This is a genomic window from Mesorhizobium caraganae (assembly GCF_016836705.1).
In the GTDB taxonomy this organism is placed as follows: domain Bacteria; phylum Pseudomonadota; class Alphaproteobacteria; order Rhizobiales; family Rhizobiaceae; genus Mesorhizobium; species Mesorhizobium caraganae.
The window spans coordinates 131,213-147,110 of the sequence record NZ_JAFCGY010000011.1 but is presented as its reverse complement, the minus strand read 5'-3'; the positions used below and the strand labels follow the sequence as shown (position 1 = coordinate 147,110).

The 15,898-nt window shown below is 64.1% G+C and carries 19 protein-coding genes; 7 read left to right on the top strand and 12 right to left on the bottom strand.

The window, feature by feature from the left end:
• Nucleotides 1–114: 114 nt before the first annotated feature.
• Nucleotides 115–1,953 (top strand): CHASE3 domain-containing protein, encoded by a 1,839-nt coding sequence (locus tag JQK88_RS19950; protein WP_203279180.1) that lies wholly within the window; start codon nucleotides 115–117, stop codon nucleotides 1,951–1,953.
• A gap of 19 nt (nucleotides 1,954–1,972) precedes the next feature.
• On the opposite strand, the gene JQK88_RS19945 is transcribed toward JQK88_RS19950, so the two are convergent.
• Entirely contained in the window at nucleotides 1,973–2,542 is a 570-nt protein-coding gene (locus JQK88_RS19945; RefSeq protein ID WP_192258653.1) for a putative glycolipid-binding domain-containing protein, read from the bottom strand.
• A 259-nt stretch (nucleotides 2,543–2,801) separates the two neighbouring features.
• Here JQK88_RS19945 and ubiG point away from each other — a divergent pair, with 259 nt between their 5' ends.
• On the top strand, nucleotides 2,802–3,551 hold the full coding sequence (gene ubiG, locus JQK88_RS19940; RefSeq protein WP_142866386.1) for a bifunctional 2-polyprenyl-6-hydroxyphenol methylase/3-demethylubiquinol 3-O-methyltransferase UbiG: 750 nt from the start codon (nucleotides 2,802–2,804) through the stop codon (nucleotides 3,549–3,551).
• A gap of 4 nt (nucleotides 3,552–3,555) precedes the next feature.
• Here the strand turns inward: ubiG and JQK88_RS19935 are convergent, their stop codons facing one another.
• Complete coding sequence (locus JQK88_RS19935) at nucleotides 3,556–4,446, bottom strand: DMT family transporter (protein ID WP_192258652.1); 891 nt, start codon at nucleotides 4,444–4,446, stop codon at nucleotides 3,556–3,558.
• A 117-nt stretch (nucleotides 4,447–4,563) separates the two neighbouring features.
• Between JQK88_RS19935 and JQK88_RS19930 the strand changes: the two genes are divergently transcribed.
• Nucleotides 4,564–5,049, top strand: coding sequence for a MarR family winged helix-turn-helix transcriptional regulator (locus JQK88_RS19930; RefSeq protein WP_192258651.1), 486 nt, complete (start codon nucleotides 4,564–4,566; stop codon nucleotides 5,047–5,049).
• Between the two features lie 134 nt (nucleotides 5,050–5,183).
• Here the strand turns inward: JQK88_RS19930 and JQK88_RS19925 are convergent, their stop codons facing one another.
• From JQK88_RS19925 to JQK88_RS19910, 4 genes are read right to left on the bottom strand one after another with little or no spacing between them, the layout of a single operon-like run.
• Nucleotides 5,184–5,609, bottom strand: coding sequence for a DUF1178 family protein (locus JQK88_RS19925; protein ID WP_192258650.1), 426 nt, complete (start codon nucleotides 5,607–5,609; stop codon nucleotides 5,184–5,186).
• Entirely contained in the window at nucleotides 5,606–6,472 is an 867-nt protein-coding gene (locus JQK88_RS19920) for a carbon-nitrogen hydrolase family protein (protein WP_192258669.1), read from the bottom strand. Before JQK88_RS19920 ends, JQK88_RS19925 begins: the two co-directional genes overlap by 4 nt.
• Nucleotides 6,473–6,474: 2 nt before the next feature.
• Complete coding sequence (gene grxC, locus JQK88_RS19915; RefSeq protein ID WP_112562285.1) at nucleotides 6,475–6,753, bottom strand: glutaredoxin 3; 279 nt, start codon at nucleotides 6,751–6,753, stop codon at nucleotides 6,475–6,477.
• Between the two features lie 28 nt (nucleotides 6,754–6,781).
• Nucleotides 6,782–7,567, bottom strand: coding sequence for a ComF family protein (locus JQK88_RS19910; RefSeq protein WP_203279196.1), 786 nt, complete (start codon nucleotides 7,565–7,567; stop codon nucleotides 6,782–6,784).
• Between the two features lie 56 nt (nucleotides 7,568–7,623).
• Here JQK88_RS19910 and JQK88_RS19905 point away from each other — a divergent pair, with 56 nt between their 5' ends.
• Entirely contained in the window at nucleotides 7,624–8,496 is an 873-nt protein-coding gene (locus tag JQK88_RS19905) for a class I SAM-dependent methyltransferase (protein ID WP_203279179.1), read from the top strand.
• 12 nt (nucleotides 8,497–8,508) lie between these two features.
• Here the strand turns inward: JQK88_RS19905 and JQK88_RS19900 are convergent, their stop codons facing one another.
• The 5 genes from JQK88_RS19900 to argJ all read right to left on the bottom strand — a co-directional run bounded on the left by JQK88_RS19900 (nucleotide 8,509) and on the right by argJ (nucleotide 11,668).
• Nucleotides 8,509–8,691 carry a Flp family type IVb pilin gene (locus JQK88_RS19900; protein ID WP_142866391.1) on the bottom strand — a complete coding sequence of 61 codons (183 nt, stop codon included), beginning with the start codon at nucleotides 8,689–8,691 and terminating at the stop codon, nucleotides 8,509–8,511.
• A gap of 127 nt (nucleotides 8,692–8,818) precedes the next feature.
• Nucleotides 8,819–9,133 carry a hypothetical protein gene (locus tag JQK88_RS19895; protein ID WP_203279178.1) on the bottom strand — a complete coding sequence of 105 codons (315 nt, stop codon included), beginning with the start codon at nucleotides 9,131–9,133 and terminating at the stop codon, nucleotides 8,819–8,821.
• Between the two features lie 98 nt (nucleotides 9,134–9,231).
• Entirely contained in the window at nucleotides 9,232–9,651 is a 420-nt protein-coding gene (mutT, locus tag JQK88_RS19890) for an 8-oxo-dGTP diphosphatase MutT (protein WP_112562281.1), read from the bottom strand.
• Nucleotides 9,648–10,397, bottom strand: a complete 750-nt coding sequence (locus JQK88_RS19885) for a GNAT family N-acetyltransferase (RefSeq protein WP_203279195.1) — start codon at nucleotides 10,395–10,397, stop codon at nucleotides 9,648–9,650. The genes mutT and JQK88_RS19885 overlap by 4 nt, the downstream gene beginning before the upstream one ends.
• A 29-nt stretch (nucleotides 10,398–10,426) precedes the next feature.
• Complete coding sequence (gene argJ, locus JQK88_RS19880) at nucleotides 10,427–11,668, bottom strand: bifunctional glutamate N-acetyltransferase/amino-acid acetyltransferase ArgJ (RefSeq protein ID WP_112562280.1); 1,242 nt, start codon at nucleotides 11,666–11,668, stop codon at nucleotides 10,427–10,429.
• Between the two features lie 168 nt (nucleotides 11,669–11,836).
• Here argJ and JQK88_RS19875 point away from each other — a divergent pair, with 168 nt between their 5' ends.
• The 3 genes from JQK88_RS19875 (at nucleotide 11,837) to JQK88_RS19865 (ending at nucleotide 14,777) form a co-directional block, all read left to right on the top strand.
• On the top strand, nucleotides 11,837–13,066 hold the full coding sequence (locus JQK88_RS19875; protein ID WP_192258645.1) for a caspase family protein: 1,230 nt from the start codon (nucleotides 11,837–11,839) through the stop codon (nucleotides 13,064–13,066).
• A gap of 157 nt (nucleotides 13,067–13,223) precedes the next feature.
• Complete coding sequence (locus JQK88_RS19870; RefSeq protein WP_203279194.1) at nucleotides 13,224–13,814, top strand: TetR/AcrR family transcriptional regulator; 591 nt, start codon at nucleotides 13,224–13,226, stop codon at nucleotides 13,812–13,814.
• A gap of 18 nt (nucleotides 13,815–13,832) precedes the next feature.
• On the top strand, nucleotides 13,833–14,777 hold the full coding sequence (locus JQK88_RS19865) for a glycosyltransferase (protein ID WP_210328392.1): 945 nt from the start codon (nucleotides 13,833–13,835) through the stop codon (nucleotides 14,775–14,777).
• Nucleotides 14,778–14,848: 71 nt separating this feature from the next.
• Here the strand turns inward: JQK88_RS19865 and JQK88_RS19860 are convergent, their stop codons facing one another.
• Nucleotides 14,849–15,766, bottom strand: a complete 918-nt coding sequence (locus JQK88_RS19860; protein ID WP_112562277.1) for a peptidylprolyl isomerase — start codon at nucleotides 15,764–15,766, stop codon at nucleotides 14,849–14,851.
• Nucleotides 15,767–15,898 lie beyond the last annotated feature (132 nt).

Below are 15,898 nucleotides of genomic sequence, written 5' to 3'. Positions count from 1 at the left end.
CGGCTTCAGGACGACGGCATATTGCGTTCCGCCCCGCCGCCGCTTACCAAATGCTGCCCGCGGGGAACTCCTTTTGGTCCAGCATATCAAATGATTGCTCGTCTTCGACGTGCCATGCGATGGCAATCGCTGCCGCTTTTCGTCGGCTTCGGCGTGCTGGCGTTGATCGTCGGCACGCGCGCGGTGCTGGTCGAGGGCCAGAGGGCCAATCGCGAAGCGGCGCGCGAGGCAATCGAGTACCAGGAATCGCTGTCCGGCCTGCTTTCGCTGGCGCAGGACGCCGAAACCAGCCAGCGCGGCTATCTCCTGACCGGGGATAAATCCTACCTCCAGCCCTATCGGCAGGCGGTCGAGGCCATTCCGGGCCAGCTTGCCCGCATCGATAGCATGACCGCGCCGGACGACGAACTCGTCCAGCAGATCAATCGCATCAAGGACGCGCTTTCGCTGAGGCAGGCTGAACTGACGCAGACGATTGCGCTTTACGATCACGGCGACGCGGCGAAAGCGCTGGAACTGGTTCGCAGCGGCCAGGGCAAGGCCGCCATGGACCAGATCAGGGCCAGCATGGACACGATCCGGCGCATCAGCGGCGCGGCAATCGCTGCCCGCGACGAACATACCGACCGGGTCGAAAGCTGGCTGCGTATCGGCTCATTCGCAGCTCTGCTGGCGATTTTCCTGCTTGGCGCCTACACGATCCGCCTGTCGCGCCGCCGGTTTCGCGAGGTCGCTGTCGCCCAGGAGGAGCTGATGCGTAAGAACATCGAGCTCGGCAACGAGATCCGGACGCGCGAAACGGCCGAATCGCAGATCCGCCAGATGCAGAAGATGGAAGCGGTCGGCCAGCTGACCGGTGGCATCGCCCACGATTTCAACAATATGCTGGCGGTGATCATCAGTGCCATGAACCTCGCCCAGCGCAAACTCGCGCGCGGCGAGCACGACATCGAGAAATTCATCGAGGCGGCGGTCGACGCGGCGACCCGGGCCGCCAATCTGACTGCCAGGCTGCTCGCCTTCTCGCGTCAGCAGCCGCTGGCGCCGCAAGTGGTCGACACCAATCGTCGGGTTACAGGGATGTCGGACCTGTTGCGGCGGGCGTTGGGCGAAACCATCCGCATCGAAACCGTGCTGGCCGGCGGCCTGTGGAAGACCCATGCCGATCCGAGCCAGCTCGAAAACGCTATCCTCAACCTGGCGGTCAACGCCCGCGACGCCATGGACGAGGACGGCAAGCTGACCATCGAGACCGCCAACAGCCATCTCGACGACAGCTACGCCGTCACCCATCCCGAGGTCAAAGCCGGCCAGTATGTGATGATCGCGGTCAGCGACACCGGCGCCGGCATGCCGGCGGACGTCATGGAGAAGGCCTTCGAGCCGTTCTTCACCACCAAGCCGGTCAACAAGGGCACCGGCCTGGGCCTTAGCCAGGTGTTCGGCTTCGTCAAACAGTCGGGCGGCCACGTCAAGATCTATTCCGAACCGGGCGAAGGCACGACGATCAAGATCTATCTGCCGCGTTTCTTCGGTGCGGAAGAGGCTGTCCTGCCCACTGGCCGAGGCGACAATCCCGCTGAAGTCACCGAGACCGTCCTCGTTGTCGAGGACGACGCCCGCGTGCGTGCATCAACCACGGACGCCTTGCGCGAACTCGGCTACACGGTCATCCATGCCGGCAGCGGCCAGGAAGCCTTGCAGAAACTGGCGGACAATCCGGGCGTGGCACTTATGTTCACCGACATCGTGATGCCGGTGATGAACGGCCGCAAGCTCGCGGAGGAAGCGCTGGCGCGCCTGCCGCAGTTGAAGGTGATCTTCACCACCGGCTTCACCAAGAACGCCGTGGTCCACAACGGCGTGCTCGACCACGACGTGCATTTCCTGGCCAAGCCCTTCACCATCGAGCAACTGGCAACGAAACTGCGCGACGTGCTGGACGCGAAATAGGCGGGCGATTCGGCTGCCTTCAGGCCGACGCAGCCGTGCTTGTCCACAGGCCAGGATAACTGACGACGAAGCCGGCCGGTGAGACGACGAGGATATCGTCGTAACCGAACATCGGCGCGGCATAGGCATAGCGGCCTTCATCCAGCCGCTGGTAGCTCTGCTCAAGACGCGTCAGCCTGAGCTCGGGGAAGGCCAGATAGGCGGCCGGCGCGGGCCTTGCCTGGCCGACGCCGAGGTCGAACCGGCGGATCGCCAGAAGGTTCGATGCCGGCGTGAAACCGAGATCGACGTCGACCAGGCCGGCGACGTCCGGCTGGATTTCGCCGTTCAGCGTCCACTGACCGTCGGTGCCGCGCTCAATCGCATAGAGCAGCTCGCGCATGCCGAGAAAGCCATCGACCCGTGCCGCCCTTGTCTGCCAGCCAGCATCGCAGACCACCTCATAGGCAAGGCAGCAGGGCTTGTCGTCCTGGACGAAAATGGCCTGCCCCCTAAGGCAGTAGCCGTCCTTGACCTGTGAAAGCAGGCAGGAATCGTGGCCCTCCACATCCAGCCGACGCCAGAGAATCGACGCTGGCGTTAATGTCATGGAATCCACTCCGTCGAGTTCGAATTCAAAAACGATGCTCCTCTTTCGCCCGCAAGGCCAACCGTGTTTCATCGCGGCGTTCGGCAGCTGACATGCCCCTGACAGAGCGTGCCGCCGTGTCAGCACGGAAAATTGTTGCCTTGACATTCCCGGCCTCACACCCGACTTCCTATCGCTCCCAAGCAATTCCAGGAAAAGTGGGAACCGGTTTTCCGTCCGAAATTGCGCCCGAATAAAAGAGCTCTAGGAGACCCGCCCCATGCCAGAGCCCCGTCGATCGACGATCGATGCCGGAGAAGTCGAACGCTTCTCAGCCCTTGCCGCCGAATGGTGGAACCCGAACGGCAAATTCCGTCCGCTGCACAAGTTCAACCCGGTTCGGCTTGCCTATATCCGCGACCAGGTGGCGGCGCGTTTCGGTCGTGACCCGCGGGCGGCGCGGCCGTTCGAAGGCCTGCGCTTCCTCGACATAGGCTGCGGCGGCGGGCTGTTGTGCGAGCCGATGGCCAGGCTTGGCGCCGAAGTGGTCGGCGCCGACGCATCGGCAACCAACATCGAGGTGGCGAAGCTGCACGCGGCCGAAGGCGGGGTGACGGTGGATTACCGCGCAACGACCGCGGAAGACCTTGCCGATTCCGGCGAGAAATTCGACGTCATCCTCAACATGGAAGTGGTCGAGCATGTCGCCGACATCGACCTGTTCATCGGCAAGTGCGGCGAGATGGTGAAGCCTGGCGGCATCATGTTCGTGGCCACCATCAACCGAACGCTGAAGGCTCTCGGTCTGGCCATCATCGGCGCCGAATACGTGCTGCGCTGGCTGCCGCGCGGCACCCACCAGTTCGGCAAGCTGGTGCGGCCCGAAGAGCTGGAAAAGGCGCTGGGCAACGCCGCCATGACCGTCATCGACCGCACCGGCGTCATCTACCACCCGCTCGCCGACCGCTGGCAGCGCTCCAAGGACATGGACGTCAACTACATGGTGCTGGCCGAGAAGGGGTCGGTCTGACCCCTCACACCTTCTGATTCTGGGCCTTGGTGGTGATGATCACGCCGATGGTGATGATGACTGCTCCGGCCCAGGTCAGCAGTTGGTAGTGCTCGCCGAGGAAGATCGTGCCGGCGAACAGGCCGACGGCCGCCGCGACATAGCCGATCTGGCTGAGATAGACCGGGCCGCCCACCGCCTGCAGCCGGAAGAAGAAGGCAAACATCGCCGAAGCTGACGCAACCTGCGCCACAACGACCAGCGGCACAGCGCCGAGCGGGGCGAATGCGCCGACGCCGAACAGCGCGAGAATCCCGACCAACAGCAGCGTTGCCGAGGCCAGATGGCTGCCGACGGCAAGCTCGATCGGACCTGTGCCTTCGGGCCAGTCGACGGTGCGATAGATGTTGCCGGCAGCAAGGCTGACCGGGATCATGAGCCCGACCAGCACCCAGAAGAAGTCGGCCGGCTGGCCCGCCTCGCCGCGCGTCACCGCCACCATAACTGCGCCGATGAAGCCGACGGCAATGCCTGCGACGCCGAGCATGTTGGGCCGCCTGACGCCGAGCAGGATCGAAAACACCAGCGTGATGACCGGCGACAGCGTGAACATGATGCCGGTGTAGCCGGCGCCGAGATGCGGCATGGCCGAGAACATCAAGAGATTTGGCCCGGCATAGGACACGGCCGCGGTGATGAAGAAATAGCGGAGCCTGTGCGGGGTGAGCTGCATGCGCTGGCCGCTGGCGAGCAGCGCGCACAGCAGGACACCGCCTGCGCCGAACGAGATGACGAAGGCCCAGACCATGGCCGGAACGTCGGCAGCCGTCGCCAGCTTGCCGAACGGCAGGGTCAGGCCGAGCAAGCCGCCGGTGACCACCAGCAAGCCGGGTGCCGATTCCCAGAGAAATTTCATCGGATGGTCCCGTCCACTCACTTGCGAAATTGGCACTTGCGGCAGTCCGCCGGTCCTGTATCTTGAGGTAGCATAACGCAAAGATTCTTAACATCAAGATATTTAATGGTAAGACAAATGGATCGCGCGGCAAAGGCGGTCGAGCAGTGGGCGCGGGAGCGGCCGGACCTGGATGTTACGCCGATGCTGGTACTCGGCCGATTGAACGAAGCCTCGTCGCTGATTGCCCGCGAACGCCTCGCGCCGCTGTTTGCCCGCTTCGGTCTGCAAGCCGGCGAATTCGACGTGCTGGCGACGTTGCGCCGGTCCGGCCAGCCCTATGCGCTGACGCCGACCGCGCTCTACGAGGCGACGATGGTGACATCGGGGGCCATGACCAACCGGCTCGACCGGCTGGAAAAGGCAGGATTGATCCTGCGCGGCCCCCACCCCAACGACCGGCGCGGCATTGTCGTGCAACTGACTGAAAAGGGTCTCGCGTTGATCGACGAGGCCCTCACCGCTCACGTCGCCAACGAACACGAAATCCTCGCCGGCCTCAGCAGCGCCGAGCGGGAGACGCTGGCTCAGTTGCTCGAGAAATTGATAGCGAATGCAGGCTGAACAGCCGAGCCAAGCGGAGATCGGCAGCAGCCGGGAAAGGAACAGTCAATTCGGCTGGCCGGAAGCCCCTTTGGCATCGTTCCGTCCAGACCGCCGCTCAGCCTTCCGGAGCCGTTGCGGCCTGGTCATGGAACTCAGTTCCGTTCGTCGGGAAAACTCGGGATCGGCATGAACTCGATGCCGTCCTCGGCCAGGCTCTTGGCTTCGTCCAGCGTCGCTTCGCCATAGATGCCGCGCGGGTCGCTCTCGCCGAAATGGATCTTGCGCGCCTCCTCGGCGAATTTGTCGCCGACATAGTCGGCATTCTCGCGCACCTTCTCGGCCATCGCCTTCAGCTGCGCCAACGCCTGCTTCTGCGCTTCGCCCATGGCCAGCGCGATTGTTTCCTGCTTGCGGGCGGTGGAGACGGCCGGCGCCATCAGCGCCTTTTGCACCTTGTGCGAACCGCAGCTCGGGCAGTCGACGAAGCCACGCTTCTTCTGCGTGTCGAAATCGTCATTGCTGCGAAACCAGCCCTCGAACTCGTGCTCATGCTCGCAGATCAGGGCAAAGCGGATCACGAAGCTGCGCCTCTGAGCCGGGGCGCCTCGGCCGTGCCGGCATTGACGGCAAAGTCGCGCGCGTTCTTGAGGTTGGGGATTTTTTTGCGCGCGGCCGACGACTGCGCGGTGTCGATCTCGGCGACGATCACGCCAGGCTCGGCATGCGCCGCCTCGGCAATGATGCGGCCCCACGGATCGACGATCAGCGAATGGCCGAACGTCTCACGGCCGTCCTCATGCAATCCGCCCTGGGCCGCGGCAACGACATAAGCGCCGTTCTCGATGGCGCGGGCCCGCAGCAGCACGTGCCAGTGGGCCTCGCCGGTCTGGCGGGTGAAGGCGGCGGGAACAGACAAAAGATCGGCGCCGGCCAGCGCCTCGGCGCGGAACAACTGCGGAAAGCGCAGATCGTAGCAGACGGCAAAGCCGAGCCTCGCGCCATCGATCTCGGTGACGACGGCCTCGGTGCCCGGCTCATAGGCAGCGGATTCGCGCCAGCTCTCGCCATTGTCGAGGTCGACATCGAACATGTGGATCTTGTCGTAGGTGGCAAGCGTGGCGCCGTCCGGTCCAAACAGCAACGCACGGTTGGCGAGCTTGCCGTCGGCACGCAGGATGGCGGTCGAGCCAATATGCAGGAAGACGCCGAGTTCACGGGCGAGCTTGCGCGCGGTCGAAACGATGACGTCCTTATCTTCCGAAGTGAAGGAGGCGGACCTGGCTTCCTTGTCGCGGATCAGCGCGCCGGTCATTTCCGGGGTCTGGATGTAGGTAGCACCCAGGCTTGCCGCCTCACGCACCAGCCGCTCCAGATCGACCGCGTTGCGCTCGGGGCTTTCGCCCGAACGCATCTGGATCGCCGCCGCCTTGAAAACACCCATCGTCATGCCCTCTGTGTCGTCGAGCCGTCGGCAAGCAACCTGTCCAGCTGTCCCCGCGCCTCCAGTTCGTGGAGTTCGTCGGAGCCGCCGACATGCGTGTCGCCAATGAAAATCTGCGGAAAGGTGGCTCGCCCGTGCGCCCGCGAAATCATTTCCTGGCGCAATTCCGGCGAGAAGGATGCGTCATGCTCGGTGTAGGCGACACCCTTGCGGTCGAGCAGCCGCTTGGCCGCCGCGCAATAGCCGCACATCATGCGGGTATAGATCGTCACATCGAGCATCAGTCTGCAATCCTGTCTTTCCTTGATCTTATATAGTCGCGGACTCGTCTGCCCGAAAGTCCCCCGGCAGGACACGCGCGAAGGTCAGCACGTCGACCGCTCCGGCGCCGCCCTTTTTCAATGCCTTGGCGACCGAGCGCACGGTGGCGCCAGTGGTGTAGACATCGTCGACCAGAAGCACGCGGCGGCCGGCGATCTCGATTTCTGCTTCCGTGGGCACACGGAAGGCGGCGCGCACATTGTCCTCGCGCTCCTGCCGCTCCAGCCCGACCTGCTGGCGCGTGAGCTTGACGCGCCGGATCGCCGAGGGCGAGAAAGACACCCCGCTGAGCTGCGAAACAGCCCTCGCCAGTTCCGCCGACTGGTTGAACTGTCGCCTGAAAAAGCGCCGCCAGTGCAGCGGCACCGGCACGACGACATCGGCATCCGCGATCAGTTCGGCGCCGGCGCGCAGCATCCAGCGCGCCATCCATGGCGCAAGATCAGTGCGGTCCTGGTATTTCAGCCCTTGCACCATCTGGCGGGCAACCCCCGAATAGGCCACGGCCGCCCGCGCCCGCTCGAAAGGCGGCGGATCGGCGATCGCTTCGGCCGACAGGAACCCCTCGCCCATGTCGTGGGTGAATGGCGTGCCCATCACCGCGCACCATGGCCGCTCCAGGAGCCTGAGCTTGGGCCAGCAGGCGCCACATAAAACGCCAGGCTGAGAGACATGCCTGCGGCAGCCGGCGCAGACCGGCGGGAACAGCACCCGTGCTGGCCAGTCCAACATCGTTTGAGCGAGGCTCTTGATCTCCATCACCGGATCGGCCACGTGGTTTGTCGTCCGCGCCACGATATCACAAGGCGGACAGACAGGGATTGTTTGCCTTGCAGCCCATCATCGATACAGAGCTCTGGCTGGCACACAAGCGCCGGGCATTGTGCCATCCTGTGGCCGGCGCCGATTTTCTGATGCGGCGGGCAGCGGAAGATCTCGCTGACCGGCTCGGCGCGGTCGAACGCCGGTTCGGCAAGGCCGCCGTGTTGTTTTGCCAGACGCCGGCCGCGGCGGATGTGGTTGCTGCAAGCGGCAAGGCAGCAGAAATTGTGCGCGTCGAAGCGGACGCAGCGTTTCTGGACGGTCGGCCAGGGCTGGTGGCACCCCTGGAGACCGTGCCGTTCCAGCCCGAAAGCCTCGACCTCGCCGTCTCGCTTCTGTCTTTGCAGGCGATGAACGACATTCCCGGCATGCTGGTGCAGATCCGCCGTGCTTTGCGGCCCGACGGGCTTTTCCTTGGCGCCTTCGCCGGCGCCGGCACACTTTCCGAACTTCGCGAAAGCCTGCTCGCCGCCGAGACCGAGCTTTATGGCGGCGCTAGCCCGCGTGTCATCCCCTTCACCGATGTCCGCGACGCCGGCGCACTGCTGCAGCGCGCTGGCCTTGCGCTGCCGGTGGCCGACGTCGAAACAGTGACTGTGCGCTACGATACTCTTTTCGACCTCACCGCCGATCTCAGGGCGATGGGCGAAACCAGCGCGCTGACCGATCGCAGCCGGCGGCCGGGTGCGCGAAAGCTGTTTGCCCGTGCTGCCGAAATCTATGCCGAACGCTTTTCAGACGCCGATGGCCGGATCAGGGCAAGTTTCTCTGTTGTCTGGATGTCGGGCTGGGCACCCGATGCCTCGCAGCAAAAGCCCTTGAAACCGGGCTCGGCGAAGGTCTCGCTGAAGACCATACTGGAAAATCCCGGCGGGCGTTGACGCTGCTCCGGATCAGTGCTCGGCGAAGGCGTTGGCAAGCTTGCTGTTGGTGTCGCTGAACAGAAACTGGATCGCATTGCTGACCTTGCCGACGCCACCGACGATGGCAAGCGACAGCACGGCGACGATCAGGCCATATTCAATGGCCGTGGCGCCTGTTTCGTCCTCCAAAAATCGTTGCAACAATGTCTTCATGATCGTCGATCCCTCTTGTCACGACCATACCGCCGACCTGTTAAGAAAGGTTAACGGCACAAGCTTAACAGGCGATGAAACGGGGCCCGCGTTAAGGAAATCAATAAGCTTTTGTTGACCTTCTTCGTCAGCAGTCGCCGCTGCGCTGGCCGTCGGCGCGGATGATGCAGACCGAACTGGGTGAGGGCTGCAGCACGCTTCTGCGCAGCGTATAGGTGGCGCGCGCGCCGACCGAGCCGGTGTTCATCGTGTCCAGGCCGCTTGTAAGGGGATCGCGGCTGGACGATCGCGTCTGTTTGTCGAGGACGGGGACCGCAATCAGGGCCAGCGCCACCGCAGCCGAGCCGAACAGCAGCGTGATGCGCAATATGCTCATACCGGCATTGGCGGCGCGAAAGCTGCGATCCGGCCGGATCGAGTCCCATTCCCTGTCGAGGCTCATGCAATCGCTCCCGGCGAATCCGCTTTGCCGCAACTTTTCACGACGAGATAAATCTTCCATTAACGCTGGTTAAATCAGGCCGGCGAAATGGCTTCTGCTCACAACAGATCGATGAGGAACTGGATCAGCGGTGCGTCGGCAGGCGGCATCGGATAGTCCCGCATTTGCTTCGGCCGCACCCATTTCAGCACCTGCCCCTCTTTCGGTTGCGCGATGCCGCGAAAACGACGGCAGACGAAGAGCGGCATCAAGAGATGGAAATCATCGTAGGAATGGCTGGCGAAGGTCAGCGGCGCCAGGCACGGTATGTCGGTCTCGATGCCGATCTCTTCCTGCAGTTCGCGGATCAGGCATTGTTCCGGCGTCTCGCCGGGCTCGACCTTGCCGCCCGGGAACTCCCACAGGCCGGCAAGCTGCTTGCCTTCTGGCCGCTGCGCCAGTAGCACGCGGCCATCGGTATCGACCAGCGCGCAGGCGGCGACCAGGAGCAGGCGTTTACCTTTAGCAACCTCGCTCATGCGCCGGGCGGCCGGCGATAGTGGTAGCGATAGACTTCCTCGAAGCCGAGCGACCGATAGAGCGCCAGCGCCGGCGCATTGCCGGCCTCGACCTGCAGCCAGGCTTCCCGCGCCCCGCGCAGCCTGGCCCACTTCAGCGCCGACAGGATCAGGTTGCGGCCGTGACCCTTGTTGCGCGCCGATTTGTCGGTAGCGACCTCGAACAGGCCGGCAAGATCGCCGTCATGGACGCAGATCAGCACCGCCAGCGGGTCGGCCCCTTCCTCAAGTGCAAACAGCCCGACCTCGGGTTGAATCGCGCCGATGATTTCCGAAAGCCCCGGCCGCAGCGATGGATCCGAGCCACTGACCTTGAGCGACGCACCAAGAAAGCGGCTGATATCCTTCAGCGGTATCTGGTCCATGGCCAGCGCCAGCTGCGCATCCGCCAGCGGCAGCCGCATCACCAGCGATTCGTCGAATGTGCTCCAGCCCTCATCGTCGAGATGCCTGGCCAGGTCCGGCCCTGACAGCGGCGAGATGCGGAAGGTCAGCGGCCTGCCATAGGCATCGAAGCGCCGACTGGCGCGGCCGATGCGCTCGGCAATGTGCTGGGTATCGCCGGGATCGAGCGGGTTGACCGAGTTCAGCCGCTTGGCCGGATGGCCGGCCGTCAGCCGCACCACCCAGGTACCGTCATAGTGGACCGCCGCCGCCGGCCAGGCGCGAAAACCCGCCGCCTCGTAGCGGCGCACGATGGCGAGCATGCTTGCCGGATGCCTGGAAGCCAATTCCATCAGCTCCGGTAATCGCCATTGATGGCGACATATTCCTTGGTGAGGTCGCAGGTCCACACCGTCGCCTTGCCACGGCCGATACCGATATCGGCGCGGATGCGGATGTCGTCGCGCTTCATATAGGCCGAGGTCGCTTCCTCGGAGTAGCCTGGATCGCGTTCGCCTTCATGCGCCAGCCGGTTGTCGCCGAACCAGATCGACAGAAGGTCGCGGTCGGCCGGTTCGCCGGCCTTGCCGACGGCCATGACGACGCGCCCCCAATTGGCGTCCTCGCCGGCAACCGCCGTCTTGACCAGTGGCGAATTGGCGATCGACAGCGCGATGCGCTTGGCCGAGCGCGCCGATTTCGCGCCAGTAACGGTGACTTCGACCTGCTTGCGGGCGCCCTCGCCGTCGCGCACCACTTGCAGCGCCAGCGATTTCAGCACCTTGCCAAGCGCACGGCGGAAGGCGCCGAGGCGCGCATCCTTGGGATCGCTGATGGCGGGCGCGCCGCGCTTGGCGGCGGCACCGGTGGCGAACAACAGCAGCGTGTCGCTGGTCGAGGTGTCGCTGTCGACGGTGACCGCATTGAAGGTCTTGGCCGTGCCGCGCGACAATAAATCCTGCAGCACGGGGGCGGCGATCGGTGCGTCGGTGGCGATGAAGGACAGCATCGTCGCCATGTCGGGCGCGATCATGCCGGCGCCCTTGGAAATGCCGTTGATGATGACGTCGGCGTCGCCGAGCTTGACCGTCGCGGTCGCCACTTTCGGATAGGTGTCGGTGGTCATGATGGCCTTGGCCGCTTCGGTCCAAAGGTCCGGCTTGCCGTCCTTGACCAGCCCGGCCAGCAGATGGCTGAATTTGCTGGTGTCGAGCGGCTCGCCGATGACGCCGGTGGAGGCGAGGAACACTTCGCCTGGGGTGCAGCCTGCAGCCTTGGCCGCCGCCTCGCCGGTCAGTTGGGTAGAGGCGCGGCCCTTCTTGCCGGTGAAGGCGTTGGCGTTGCCGGAGTTGACGACCAGCACCCGCGCCTTGCCGGCGCCAAGGTTCTGCCGGCAGAAATCGACCGGTGCCGAGGGGCATTTCGATTTCGTGAACACGCCGGCGACAGCGGTGCCGGCATCGAAGACCATGGCCAGCAAATCGGTGCGGTTCTTGTATTTGATCCCGGCCTCGGCGGTGGCGATGCGCACGCCCTCAATGGCAGGCATTTTGGGATATTTCTTCGGCGCGAGCGGCGAAATCGTTGCGGACATTGGAGACCTCGGGCGACGGGAAAACGCTGGGGAAGGCCGGTTTGCCCGATACCACGGCCCGGCGCAAGGGCGTTTTCTTGGCCGTCGGCGCCGGCAAGCCACCTTGGATTAAGCTTGCATTTCAAATCCGTTGGCGCCGCCGGGGACTCTGGCGTTATGATATCGGCCATGGGCAGGCTGGTTATCTTGGCGGTGGCGTTTATGGAGCTTTTGCTCCTGAGCGCCGATGCGCAGCCGGAACGGCGCGTGGCGCTGGTCATCGGCAACGGCACCTATGCCGAGGCCGGCACCCTCACCAATCCGGTCAACGATGCGCTCGACATTGCCGGCAAGCTGCGCTCGATCGGCTTCGACGTCATCGAGGGCAACGATCTCGGCAAGCGTGAGCTCGAGCGCAAGATCGGCGAATTTTCCGATGCGCTGCAAGGTGCGGGCGTCGGGCTGTTCTATTATGCCGGCCATGGCCTGCAGGTCGAAGGGCGCAACTATATCGTGCCGGTCGACGCCCGGCTCGACATGCCGGTCAAACTGCAGCTCGAAGCCGTGCCGATCGACGAAGTCCTCGACATCATGGAACAGCAGACCAAGGTCAGCCTGGTGTTCCTCGATGCCTGCCGCAACAATCCCTTTGCCCGCAGTCTGAGCCGCACTGCCACCACCCGCTCGGCGACGGCGCTTGCCGGCCTGGCGCAGTTCGATTCGACGCGCGGCTCCTTCATCGCCTTTTCGACGGCGCCGGGTGCTGTCGCCATGGACGGAACGGGGCGCAATTCGCCGTTTGCCGCCGCATTGCTGCGGCACATGGCCGAACCCGGCCAGGGCATCAACGACATGATGATCGCGGTCCGCCGCGACGTGGTTTCCGAAACCCGCGAGGGACAGCGCCCCTGGGAACAGGGTTCGCTGCTCGAGCGGTTTGAGTTCGTGCCTGGCGGTGAAACGGTCGCGCAGCCGAAGCCCGCCGCCGCTCCGGCGCCCGAGACAAAGGTCGCGGCACTCGAACGCTCCGTCGGCGACGACAAGACCGCCATCGAGAAATTCCTGCGTGACGATTATCTGGCGCCCGATGCGGCGGCGATCCGCGAGACCGTCAAGCGGCTCTATGCCCCTTCCGCCACCATCTTCGGCACGCGCTACGACAGCGACGCCGTCATCAAGCTCAAGACCGGCTGGTTCGCGCAATTTGCATCCTGGTCGTTCAGTCTCGAGCCCGGCAGCCTCGACGTGACGCCGCAGGGCGAGAACCGCGCCGAAGCCGTGTTCGCGATGAGCTATGACTATCAGCCGAAGGACAAATCGGTGGCGCGTATGACCGGCAAGGCACGAGTCACCCTTGGGCTGGTGAAGAGCGACGGCCAATGGCGGATTGCCTCGGAAACCTCGCAAGCGATGAACTGATCGCCGCCGCGGGCGAGCTTCAGGCATGCGCCGCCCTGCCCCCAAGCATATCTGCTGCACTGCGATTCCCGACTTCGACAATATCGCTTGAAACGGGCCGTTTCGTTTGACTGCCGGCTCACCTATATTGCCGGCGAAAGTGTTGGCGAGGACAGACATGGGCGAGGATCCGGCGCGCAGATCGATCGGGGCGCGGCGCAATCCCGACAGTGCCGAGGCCATTCTCGAGGCCGCGGAAGCGGTGCTGGTCGAGGCCGGCTATGCCGGCTTTTCCATCGAAGCCGTCGCGCGGCGTGCACGCGCCGGCAAACCCACGATCTATCGCTGGTGGCCGAGCAAGGCCGCCTTGCTGCTGGAGGTCTACAAGCGGCAAAAGCGCGTCGCCGTCCCCGATACCGGCGATCTCGAGGACGATCTCGTCGGGTTCCTGAGGAATCTCTTCGCGCATTGGCGCGACACATCCTCGGGCAGCGTATTTCGGTCCTTGGTGGCCGAAGCGCAGTCCGATGAAGCAGCGGCCGTGGCCCTGAACGGCTATGCCGATGGACGTCGGTCCCACACCGCCCGGATTATCGAGCGCGCCAAGGCGCGAGGCGAGGTTGCCGCCGATATCGATGCGGCGCTGGTCGCCGACCTCGTGGCTTCCTATGCCTGGAAGCATTTGCTGACCAACCGGCTTGACGAAGATGAGATGGCAATACACACCACGGTCGGTTATGTCCTGAGAGGGATCTCTCGCAATCCCTGACAATCGCCGGGGGGCGACTTGACCGAAATTACATCGCCTGTGCTGCTCGTCAGCCTGATCATCGTTTCCGACTATCTGACGCCGGATGGCGACGAGGAACTGCGCCGGGCAGTGCGCGCCTATGCGCAGGATGCACGCGGCGTTCCGGCTGAAATCATCCTCATGCTGCCCGAGGGCCATACTGCCGAGATTGCAGCCGAGTTCGACGGGAAACCGGCCTTTTCCCGCCCTTCGGTGATCGTCGCGACGCATGACAGCGACGAGTCCTCGCAACTGAAGGACGCAGCACTCGCCTATTGCCGCCATGACCTCGTCGCCGTCGTCGAGGCCGACTGCCTGACGCGGCCCGGATGGCTGGCGATCCTTTACGAAGCTGTCGTGAAAAACCCGAAGATCGATGCGATTTCCGGCCGCACCACTTACGGCAAGGACACCATGATGATGCGGGTGATGTCGCTGCTCGACCGCGGCTTCATTGAGCGCCGCAACCGCAACGGCCAGATCATCCATGTCAGCAACAATGGCGCTCTGTACCGACGGCCGGTTCTCGAACGCTATCGCTTCGAAGCCGACCACGGACCTTTCGTCTCCTCGCATCTGCGGCAGCACGCGATGCTGAGGGATGGCGTGGCCATGGAGGTGGCCACCGAGGCGGTCTCGATCCACGCCTATGAGGGCCTGGGCTTCATCTGGGATGTCAGGCGCAACAAGGGCTACCAATACGCGCGCATGGATCTGCTGACGAAGGGCCGACGTTCGAGGCTGGGCCTCGCCTGGCGGGCGGTGAAAACATCCTTCAAGGAAAACCGGCAGACGGCGCAGGCCGTCGGCACGTCGTTTTGCCGCTGGACGGACTGGCCGCTGTTCTGGGCGATGATGCTTCTGGTGCGCATCCCCGAATTCACCGGTGCCCTTGCCGCAGGCGATCCGGCGGCGTTCAAGGCCTCCACCCACTATCGCTGACTTTCGCCAGCTAGGGATCGAAACGAAAAGGGCGCCAAACGGCGCCCTTTTGTATGCTTTTCGACGCTGGCCTACTTGCCGGCTTCCATCGTGTCGACGGCCTTCTTCAAATTGGCGTCCGGGATTTCGACCTTGGCGGCGCCGCGCAGCTGCTTGACCAGCGCAAAATACTTGTCGCGGATGACCGCCTGCTTGGCCTGGTCCTTGACGTCGTCGAACGCCGGCGGCTGTTTGGTGCGCTTGTCCTCGAGCTTGATGACGTGCCAGCCGAACTGCGACTGCACCGGCTCCTTGGTGTATTTGCCGACGTCGAGCGCGAATGCCGCCTTGTCGAATTCCGGCACCATCTGGCCCGGGCCGAACCAGCCGAGATCGCCGCCATTGGTCTTACCCGAGGGATCGCTGGTGTGCTCGTTGGCGAGCTTCTGGAAATCGGCGCCGCCGTCGAGCTGCTTGATGATCGCCTCGGCTTCTTCCTTCGTCTTCACGAGGATGTGACGGGCATGAACCTCATTGACCGGCGGCGTGCTGGCGATTTCCTGGTCGTAGCGGGCACGCACCTCGGCGTCGGTAACCTTGTCGACGACGCCCTTTTCGACCATCTCGCCATGCAGCGCGCGCTGCTGCAGGAACGCCATGCGGCGCTGGAATTCGGGATCCTTGTCGAGCCCGGTGGTGACTGCCTGGGCGGCCATGACGCGAATCTCGATGGCCGCGGAAAGGGCGGCGGCGCGGCGCTGCTCGGGCGGCAACTGCGCGAACTGCTGCGACAGCTCACCCTCGGCAAGCCCAAGGTCCGCCTCGGTCAGCTTCTCGCCATTGACAGTGGCGACGACCGCGTTGGGATCGACGGGTGCGGCGGCGGGCGCTGCAGCATCGGCCGGTGCGGGAGCGGCTTCCTGGGCCATGACAGGCGACAGCGAAAGAGCCGACAGGCCGAAGACCAGGCCAAGGCTGGCGAGCGACGCACGGCGAAACAGTAAGGACATCAAGATTAACTCCAAGGGGGATTGGTCGGGCTTGCAGATCAGCCGGATTGTGGCGGAATTTGGCGCTGCCCATAGGGCTAACGCGGCGTTGACATCAGTTGAGCCCCCTCTTATCTGTCCAACGACTTTGCG

Coding starts and splice junctions, on each gene's coding strand:
- JQK88_RS19945 (WP_192258653.1), bottom strand. CDS start 2,542: ATGACATTAACGCCAGCGTCGATTCTCTGGCGTCGGCTGGATGTGGAG.
- JQK88_RS19900 (WP_142866391.1), bottom strand. CDS start 8,691: ATGAAGACATTGTTGCAACGATTTTTGGAGGACGAAACAGGCGCCACG.
- ubiG (WP_142866386.1), top strand. CDS start 2,802: ATGCCAGAGCCCCGTCGATCGACGATCGATGCCGGAGAAGTCGAACGC.
- JQK88_RS19920 (WP_192258669.1), bottom strand. CDS start 6,472: ATGGGTGTTTTCAAGGCGGCGGCGATCCAGATGCGTTCGGGCGAAAGC.
- JQK88_RS19950 (WP_203279180.1), top strand. CDS start 115: ATGCGATGGCAATCGCTGCCGCTTTTCGTCGGCTTCGGCGTGCTGGCG.
- JQK88_RS19935 (WP_192258652.1), bottom strand. CDS start 4,446: ATGAAATTTCTCTGGGAATCGGCACCCGGCTTGCTGGTGGTCACCGGC.
- JQK88_RS19870 (WP_203279194.1), top strand. CDS start 13,224: ATGGGCGAGGATCCGGCGCGCAGATCGATCGGGGCGCGGCGCAATCCC.
- argJ (WP_112562280.1), bottom strand. CDS start 11,668: ATGTCCGCAACGATTTCGCCGCTCGCGCCGAAGAAATATCCCAAAATG.
- grxC (WP_112562285.1), bottom strand. CDS start 6,753: ATGCTCGATGTGACGATCTATACCCGCATGATGTGCGGCTATTGCGCG.
- JQK88_RS19930 (WP_192258651.1), top strand. CDS start 4,564: ATGGATCGCGCGGCAAAGGCGGTCGAGCAGTGGGCGCGGGAGCGGCCG.
- JQK88_RS19875 (WP_192258645.1), top strand. CDS start 11,837: ATGGGCAGGCTGGTTATCTTGGCGGTGGCGTTTATGGAGCTTTTGCTC.
- JQK88_RS19895 (WP_203279178.1), bottom strand. CDS start 9,133: ATGAGCCTCGACAGGGAATGGGACTCGATCCGGCCGGATCGCAGCTTT.
- JQK88_RS19860 (WP_112562277.1), bottom strand. CDS start 15,766: ATGTCCTTACTGTTTCGCCGTGCGTCGCTCGCCAGCCTTGGCCTGGTC.
- JQK88_RS19885 (WP_203279195.1), bottom strand. CDS start 10,397: ATGCTCGCCATCGTGCGCCGCTACGAGGCGGCGGGTTTTCGCGCCTGG.
- mutT (WP_112562281.1), bottom strand. CDS start 9,651: ATGAGCGAGGTTGCTAAAGGTAAACGCCTGCTCCTGGTCGCCGCCTGC.